Here is a 7,561-nt window from a genome sequence, read left to right on the forward strand (position 1 = left end):
CCCTGGTTCGCCACGGCCGCCTGCTGCAGAATATCGGCGACGTTTTCCAACTGAGGGAAGGCTTTCGCCAGGCCGGCCAACATATAGAGCACGGCAAAAACGCGTTGAACGATCATCATGCGACTCCCCGCAGACCCAGCTTGCGGGCGACAATTTCTTTTTGTATCTCGTTGGTGCCGGAGAAGATCCGGCTGGGGATCACGTTCAGCAAGTGGCGCACCAGACCGAGTTCTTGATCCATGCCGGCTCCGCCGAAGATTTGAATCGCGTCCAGCGCGGACTGCACGGCATATTCGGAAATCAACAGTTTGCTCATGGCGATGTCGATCTCGGCGTCCTGGCCCCGATCGTGTTTCCAACAGGCGCGGTAGAGCATTAGCCGACACTGTTCCAGACGCAGTTTCATCTCGATGATGCGGTTGGAGACGGACTGAAATTGGCCGATCGCTTTGCCGAATTGTCGGCGTTGTTTGGCGTAGTCCAGCGCGCTGTCGAGCACGCGCTCCATTGCGCCGATAAACAGAGCCGACAGGCAGCCCTTTTCCCAGATCATTGAATCGTGGAAGATGGCGCCGCCGGCGCCCGGCATGCCGAGCCGTTGGGCCTCTGGAATGAAGACGTCGTTGAAGGTCAGTTCGCTCCACGGGCAGTTGGAGAGGCAATCTTTCGGGCTGACGGCGCCTACGTTTAAGCCTGGCATCCCTTTCTCGAGCACAAATGCGGACACGCCCATAAAGCCATGTTCGGGATGGGTTTTCGCATAGACGATGAAGATGTCGGCAATCGGCGCGTTGGTGATGAAAATTTTGTTTCCGTTGAGCCGGTAGCCGCCTTCACAGGGTTGAGCGGTTGATTTCATGGCATAAATATCGGAACCGGCGTCCGGCTCCGTCGCCGCATTCGCCGCGATCAGTTTTCCGGCCGCCAACGCTTCGAGATACTGCGCTTTTAATGCTTCGGAACCGAAGCGGGAAAGCGGGATCACGCAGGCGCACAGATGAGCGCAGAGCGAAAAGGACATGCCGATGTCGCGGCTGCCTTTACCCAGCGCCTCAATCATCAGCGCAGTATCGAGCGCGCTAATGCCCAATCCGCCGAACGCGGTCGCCACGGGGGCTCGGGTAAAGCCATAGGCGGCGGCTTGTCGCCACAAATCCAGGCTTAATACCTGCCGTGAAAGCCGATCATGCGCATCCTGATCCAGCACCTCGCGGGCAAAACGCTGAGCGGATTCGCTTAGAGCCTGCTGCTCGCTTGATAAGTTAAAATCCATGACGAACTCTGCCATCGGGTTGAGAGATTAAATTAGCTAATATTTCTAGTTTGGAGGTGGCCAAAACTCAAACAGGCGAAGTAATGGTAAATGTAAATAAATGTTTATTTATGTGGTTTATTATTACAATTTTGTTAATTTGTGTTTTTATTTTGTTGTTTTAATTGTGTTTTATTTTGTGTTATTTATACACAAAAATTTACATATAATAAAAATCTTAATTTGATCAAATTTTAATAGGTTAGATTGTCTATTGTTTTTTGATGAATACTTTGCAAGTGAAGTATCTATCTTTTGGCTGTGACTATCGGTTTCTCATCGCTATCGACGGTAGGGCGTTGAGGCTTGGTGAGTGGCGTAAAGCGGCTTAAGATAGGAGGTGAGCAGGAGCATTCCGGAGGAAAAAATGAATATTAGCGACGTCGCGAAAAAAACCGGTTTAACCAGCAAGACGATTCGTTTTTACGAAGAGAAAGCGCTGATTACCGCCCCGATTCGCAGCGACAACGGTTACCGCCACTATTCCGCCAGGCATGTCGAAGAGCTGACGCTGCTGCGCCAGGCGCGGCAGGTGGGCTTCAACCTGGACGAGTGCCGCGAGCTGGTGGCATTATTCAACGATCCGGCTCGCCACAGCGCCGACGTGAAGGCGCGCACGCTGCAGAAGGTGGCGGAGATCGAAAAGCACATCAGCGAACTGGGTGAAATGCGCCAGCGTCTGCTTACGCTAGCGGAACAATGCCCGGGTGACGAGGGAGCCGAGTGCCCCATCATCAATAATCTGGCGGGGTGTTGCCGTTCGAATTAACGGTTGATGGCGCGGATCACCAGCGTGACGCCTTCCACTGCCACCACTTCCACCTCGGTGCCGGCGGGCAGATCTTCCGCCGCCTGCGCGCGCCAGCTGCTGTCGCCGATATTGATGCGCCCCATGCCGTTGTGCATCGCCTCCGTCAGCGTGGCGCGGGTGCCGATCAACTGCCGGTTGCGCTGGTTGAGCACCGGCGAACCGCCGGATGCGGCCGCCGGGCGCCGGCGCAGCCAGTACCACCACAGGTAGGCGACGACGACGGTCAGGACGGCGAAGATCACGCCCTGCCATTCCCAGGCGAGCGCCGGCAGCAGCCAGATCAGGGCGCCGACCAACAGCGCCGCCACGCCGCTCCACAGCAGGTAGCCGCCGGCGCCGAGCATTTCCGCCGCCAGCAACACGCCCCCGAGGGAGAGCCAAAACCACAGCGGATTCGCCGCGATCAGTTCGAGCATGATTATTTGCCTTTGCTTTCTTTCAGCAGTTCGGTAATGCCGCCGATCGAGCCGAGCAGGCTGCTGGCGTCCAGCGGCATCATCACCACCTTGCTGTTGTTGGAGGAACCGATCTTCTGCAGCGCGTCGGTGTATTTCTGCGCCACGAAGTAGTTCACCGCCTGAATGTTGCCGCTGGCGATGGCGTCGGACACCAGCTGGGTAGCGCGCGCCTCGGCCTCGGCGGCGCGTTCACGCGCTTCCGCCTGCAGGAATGCCGATTGGCGCTCGCCTTCGGCCTTCAGGATCTGCGATTGTTTCTCCCCTTCGGCGCGCAGAATGGCCGCCTGACGCACCCCTTCTGCCTCCAGGATGTCGGCGCGCTTGGTACGCTCGGCCTTCATCTGGGCGTTCATCGAGGCGATCAGTTCCGCCGGTGGGCGCACGTCGCGGATCTCGATACGGGTGATTTTCACCCCCCACGGATTGGTCGCTTCATCGACGATGTGCAGCAGACGGCTGTTGATGCTGTCGCGCTGCGACAGCATTTCGTCCAGTTCCATCGAGCCGAGCACGGTGCGGAAGTTGGTCATGGTCAGGTTGACGATCGCCTGTTCGAGGTTGCTGACCTCGTAGGCGGCGCGCGCCGGGTCGACCACCTGGATAAAGCACACCGCATCGATGGCCACGTTGGCGTTATCGCGGGAAATCACTTCCTGCGAAGGGATGTCCAGCACCTGCTCCATCATATTGATTTTGCGGCCGATGCGGTCCATGAACGGCACCACCAGGTTCAGGCCCGGCATCAGCGTTTTGGTGTAGCGGCCGAAGCGTTCTACCGTCCATTGGAACCCCTGCGGCACAATTTTGACGCCGGCGAACACCACAATCAGTGCGACGACGATCACGATGGGAATAAAAGTAAGCATGCAAACCTCCTGTCAGACATATGTAAACAGATATTACGTCAGCGCCGGAAAAATGCCTACTGATACCACGACTTAATCCAGGGCGCCGACCAAACCCGCGATCAGCGGATCCCGCGTCTGGAACAGGCTGATAAGGGTGCGCACCGCTTCGCCGCAGCGAGCATCGGACCAGGCCAGCGACAGGGGAGAGGGCTGGCGCGGATATCTGAGCTGCTTGGCCACCAACTCGCCGCTATCAAGATAAGTTTGGCACAGTTGACGCGGAAGGAAACCAATCCCGAGACCGCGCAGATGGCACTCCAGCTTGGTGCGCAGATCCGGCACCTTGATCTCCTGCTGGCCCGACAGCAGCCAGGCGGTGCGCTTGGCCAAATGGCGGGCGGTATCTTCGACGTTGATTGCGGCGTAAGGGCGCAGCTGCGTTTCGCTCAGCGGATCGGCGGCAGCGGCCAGCGGATGCGTCGGCGAAATGGCGAACACCCAATCGATCTTGCCGAGCGGCAGCACCTTGATGCTGTTTTCCAGCGATTCATTGCCCGCCGCGCCGATCGCCAGATGGCAATCCTCATTCAGCAGCGCGTCCCACACGCCCATGTATACCTGGCGGGAAATGTGGAATTGGGTGAACGGGTATTTGTCGTGCAGGTGAGTCAGCAGCCTGGCCACGGCGGCGGCGTCGTACAGCAGGTTGTTGATCACGATATTCACCTGATGCTCTACGCCGTCGTTAATTTGCCGCAATTCACCCGGCATGGCGTCCAGCCAGGTGTGCCATTGGCGGCAGCGCTCCAGCAAATACTCCCCGGCCGGCGTTAGGTTGACGGTGCGGGTGGTGCGGATAAACAGCTGCGTGCCGATGCTCTCTTCCAGCGTTTTAATGCGGTAGCTGATGGTGGCGGTGGTTTTGTGCAGTAACTCTGCCGCGCGCGAGAAGCTTTGGCACTCGGCAACTTTGATAAACGAACGAATGGTTTCGTGATCCAGCATGTGGGGTCCTTGGCTGACACCGCCTTTTCGGTTATCGGTGAGAAGAATCTACTTGATGTTGCGGCGCGATAGGCAGTGGCAAAGCCCAACCCCACGATCCCGGTCACAGAATCACCGGATAGCGATGAACATACGCAGCTCTATTATTGTCGATAGTGGATCAGGTGGTTTTTTAATTCATTGATTTCAAGCAATTAATATGGTCTGCCGATCGTGAAATGTGCGGGTGATCTTGTTATGGAAAAATTTTCCAAAAAATTGCTGTCAAATTCGCCATGCGCTGTCTAGAGTGAAGGCGTTGGGTGAAATATCGCCGTTTAATCGTCGTCTGGGTCATGCGCTTTGGAGAATCACATGGATTTAGTCATCGAAGAATTAACGCCGGCGGCCTTTGCGCCTTATGGCGACGTATTGCAGATAGAAGGCTCGCGTTTCTTTCATATCAATGACGGGAAAACCGAGCGTTATCACGATCTCGCCAAGATTGAGGTGTCGGACGGCAACCGGGTGCTGGCCAGCATCAACCGGGCAGAACCCTGCGAGCTGCCGATGACCTTTTCCCTGTTGGAAAAGCATCCGCTCTCGTCACAGGCCTTTGTGCCGATGAATGGCGAACGCTTCGTGGTGATCGTCGCCGAACCGGGCGAAACCATCCCCGTCGGCACGATGCGCGCCTTTATCACCAACGGCAAGCAGGGGATCAACTATCATCGCAACGTCTGGCATCACCCGCTGTTCGCCTATGCGAAAGTCACCGACTTTTTCACCATCGATCGTGCAGGCGCCGACAACTGCGTGGTCAGCCGCTTGCCGGAGCCGTATCGCATAGTTTTGGCATAGCGCTGGCCGCACGCCGCGCAGGGCGTTTATCATAGCGTCAACCATGCCGTCACTGACAAAGGAAGCTTGAATGACCGAATTACGCAGGAAAGGACGACCCGCCACCGAAGCCGGCGCTACCAAAGGGGCACAGGCGTTGGATCGCGGGCTGGAGATCCTCCAGTACCTGGCCAACGCCGGGGGAAGCTCGTCGGTTTCCGTGCTGTCCGAGAAGCTGGAGTTGCCGCTGTCCACCACCTTCAGATTGTTGAAAGTGTTGGAGAAATCGGAATTCGTCTTTCAGGATCCGCAGCTGGGCTGGTGGCATATCGGCATTCAGTCGTTCACCGTCGGCTCCGCCTATATGAACGATCGCGACGTGGTATCGGTGGCTGGGCCGTTCATGCGGCGGCTGATGCTGCTGTCCGGCGAGACTGCCAACCTGGCGATCCGCAACAATTTCGATGCGGTGCTGATTCGCCAATGCGAATGCCAGGCGATGGTGCGCATGTGCGCGCCGCTGGGCAGCCGCTTGCCGCTGCACGCATCGGGCGCCGGCAAGGCGTTGCTGTACCCGCTGGCGGAAGAGGAGATGCTGGATCTGATCGTGCGTTCGGGGCTGCAATCCTACACGCCGAAGACGCTGACCAGCGTGAACCTGCTGCGCAAGGATCTGCATCAGTCGCTGGAGCAGGGCTACACCATCGACGATGAAGAGCACGCGCTGGGCCTGAACTGCCTGGCTTCGGCGATTTTTGATCGCAACAACAACGTGATCGCCGCCATTTCCATTTCCGGGCCCAGTTCGCGGGTCGGCAAGGAGCGGTTCAAAGAGCTGGGTGAACTGGTGGGGGAAGTGGCCAGAGATATCAGCGCCGCGCTGGGTGAATCGCGCAGCAAGGCGTAATCGTCACGCGCCGGGGTGAGCCGGCGCGGAACAAGACTCCCCGTTTGATGAGCAGACGGGTTTTTTTGACGGTATTTTAAAGTTGGAAAAATTTTCCAATAAATTAAGGAGAGCATCACATGGCAATTATGCGAGCGGTAGACGCGGCAATGCACGTGCTGGAAAAAGAAGGGATCACCACCGCGTTCGGCGTGCCCGGCGCGGCGATTAACCCGTTCTACGATGCGATGCGGCGACACGGCGGCATCAAACACTATCTGGCGCGGCACGTGGAAGGGGCATCGCACATGGCGGAAGGCTATACCCGCGCCGCTGCCGGCAATATCGGCGTATGCATCGGCACCTCCGGCCCGGCGGGCACTGACATGATCACCGGCCTTTACTCCGCCTCCGCCGATTCGATTCCGATCCTGTGCATCACCGGCCAGGCGCCGCGCGCGCGTTTGCACAAGGAAGATTTTCAGGCGGTGGACATCGAGTCGATCGCCAAGCCGGTGACCAAGATGGCGGTCACCGTGCAGGAACCGGCGCTGGTGCCGCGGGTGCTGCAGCAGGCGTTTCACCTGATGCGCTCCGGCCGGCCGGGCCCGGTGCTGATCGACCTGCCTTTCGACGTGCAGATGGCGGAGATCGAGTTCGATCCGGATACCTACTCGTCGCTGCCCGCCTATAAGCCGGCGGCCACCCAGGCGCAGATCGACAAAGCGCTGGATCTGTTGTGCGCGGCGAAAAAGCCGCTGATCATCGCCGGTGGCGGCATTCACAACGCCGATGCGGCGGATCTGCTGCAACGGCTGGCGGAGATCTGCAATGTGCCGGTGATCCCGACGCTGATGGGCTGGGGCGCCATTCCGGACGATCACCCGCTTATGGCGGGCATGGCGGGCCTGCAAACCTCGCACCGCTACGGCAATGCCAACCTGCTGGACTCGGATCTGGTGTTCGGCATCGGCAACCGCTGGGCCAACCGCCACACCGGTTCGGTGGACAAGTACACCGCCGGGCGCAAGGTGGTGCATATCGATATCGAGCCGACGCAGATTGGCCGGGTGATCTGCCCGGATCTGGGCATCGTTTCCGACGCGCGCATCGCGCTGCAAATGCTGGTGGACACGGCGCAGCGCCGTTTCGAACGCGGCGAGTTGCCGAATCGCGACGCCTGGTGCGCCGCCTGCCTGCAGCGCAAGCAAACGCTGCTGCGCAAGACCCACTTCGACAACGTGCCGGTCAAGCCGCAGCGGGTGTATGAAGAGATGAACCGCGCCTTCGGCCGCGACGCCTGCTATGTCACCACCATCGGGCTGTCGCAGATCGCCGCCGCGCAAATGCTGCACGTTTTCGAACCGCGTCACTGGATCAATGCCGGTCAGGCCGGCCCGCTGGGTTGGACGCTGCCTGCGG

General features: G+C 58.6%; 9 protein-coding genes. 4 read left to right on the forward strand and 5 right to left on the reverse strand.

Annotated features, from left to right (window positions below):
- A partial coding sequence (locus GKN89_RS24550; protein ID WP_370520306.1) for a DUF6041 domain-containing protein occupies positions 1-119 on the reverse strand: 119 nt, incomplete at its 3' end.
- Positions 116-1,288, reverse strand: a complete 1,173-nt coding sequence (locus tag GKN89_RS24125) for an acyl-CoA dehydrogenase family protein (protein ID WP_230329035.1) — start codon at positions 1,286-1,288, stop codon at positions 116-118. The genes GKN89_RS24550 and GKN89_RS24125, both read right to left, overlap by 4 nt.
- 391 nt (positions 1,289-1,679) lie before the next feature.
- Here GKN89_RS24125 and cueR point away from each other — a divergent pair, with 391 nt between their 5' ends.
- On the forward strand, positions 1,680-2,081 hold the full coding sequence (gene cueR / locus GKN89_RS24130) for a Cu(I)-responsive transcriptional regulator (RefSeq protein ID WP_019454137.1): 402 nt from the start codon (positions 1,680-1,682) through the stop codon (positions 2,079-2,081).
- Here the strand turns inward: cueR and GKN89_RS24135 are convergent.
- The 3 genes from GKN89_RS24135 to allS all read right to left on the reverse strand — a co-directional run bounded on the left by GKN89_RS24135 (position 2,078) and on the right by allS (position 4,434).
- Complete coding sequence (locus tag GKN89_RS24135; RefSeq protein ID WP_074055202.1) at positions 2,078-2,539, reverse strand: NfeD family protein; 462 nt, start codon at positions 2,537-2,539, stop codon at positions 2,078-2,080. The genes cueR and GKN89_RS24135 overlap by 4 nt on opposite strands.
- A gap of 2 nt (positions 2,540-2,541) precedes the next feature.
- On the reverse strand, positions 2,542-3,447 hold the full coding sequence (locus GKN89_RS24140) for an SPFH domain-containing protein (protein WP_004940203.1): 906 nt from the start codon (positions 3,445-3,447) through the stop codon (positions 2,542-2,544).
- 72 nt (positions 3,448-3,519) lie between these two features.
- Positions 3,520-4,434: an HTH-type transcriptional activator AllS gene (gene allS, locus GKN89_RS24145; protein WP_154747910.1), complete on the reverse strand. Its 915-nt coding sequence runs from the start codon at positions 4,432-4,434 to the stop codon at positions 3,520-3,522.
- A 354-nt stretch (positions 4,435-4,788) separates the two neighbouring features.
- Between allS and GKN89_RS24150 the strand changes: the two genes are divergently transcribed.
- The 3 genes from GKN89_RS24150 to gcl all read left to right on the forward strand — a co-directional run.
- Positions 4,789-5,274, forward strand: coding sequence for an ureidoglycolate lyase (locus tag GKN89_RS24150; protein WP_063918865.1), 486 nt, complete (start codon positions 4,789-4,791; stop codon positions 5,272-5,274).
- Between the two features lie 70 nt (positions 5,275-5,344).
- Positions 5,345-6,160, forward strand: a complete 816-nt coding sequence (gene allR / locus GKN89_RS24155) for an HTH-type transcriptional repressor AllR (protein WP_015376892.1) — start codon at positions 5,345-5,347, stop codon at positions 6,158-6,160.
- A gap of 119 nt (positions 6,161-6,279) precedes the next feature.
- Positions 6,280-7,561 (forward strand): glyoxylate carboligase (gene gcl / locus GKN89_RS24160; RefSeq protein ID WP_154747911.1); only part of this gene is annotated, 1,282 nt, incomplete at its 3' end.

The sequence above is a fragment of the Serratia sp. YC16 genome, assembly GCF_009707615.1.
GTDB classification, from domain to species: domain Bacteria; phylum Pseudomonadota; class Gammaproteobacteria; order Enterobacterales; family Enterobacteriaceae; genus Serratia; species Serratia surfactantfaciens.

Excerpts from the sequence above, each read along its gene's own strand:
- GKN89_RS24125 (WP_230329035.1), bottom strand. The coding sequence starts at position 1,288 with ATGGCAGAGTTCGTCATGGATTTTAACTTATCAAGCGAGCAGCAGGCT.
- cueR (WP_019454137.1), top strand. The coding sequence starts at position 1,680 with ATGAATATTAGCGACGTCGCGAAAAAAACCGGTTTAACCAGCAAGACG.
- GKN89_RS24135 (WP_074055202.1), bottom strand. The coding sequence starts at position 2,539 with ATGCTCGAACTGATCGCGGCGAATCCGCTGTGGTTTTGGCTCTCCCTC.
- GKN89_RS24140 (WP_004940203.1), bottom strand. The coding sequence starts at position 3,447 with ATGCTTACTTTTATTCCCATCGTGATCGTCGTCGCACTGATTGTGGTG.
- allS (WP_154747910.1), bottom strand. The coding sequence starts at position 4,434 with ATGCTGGATCACGAAACCATTCGTTCGTTTATCAAAGTTGCCGAGTGC.
- GKN89_RS24150 (WP_063918865.1), top strand. The coding sequence starts at position 4,789 with ATGGATTTAGTCATCGAAGAATTAACGCCGGCGGCCTTTGCGCCTTAT.
- allR (WP_015376892.1), top strand. The coding sequence starts at position 5,345 with ATGACCGAATTACGCAGGAAAGGACGACCCGCCACCGAAGCCGGCGCT.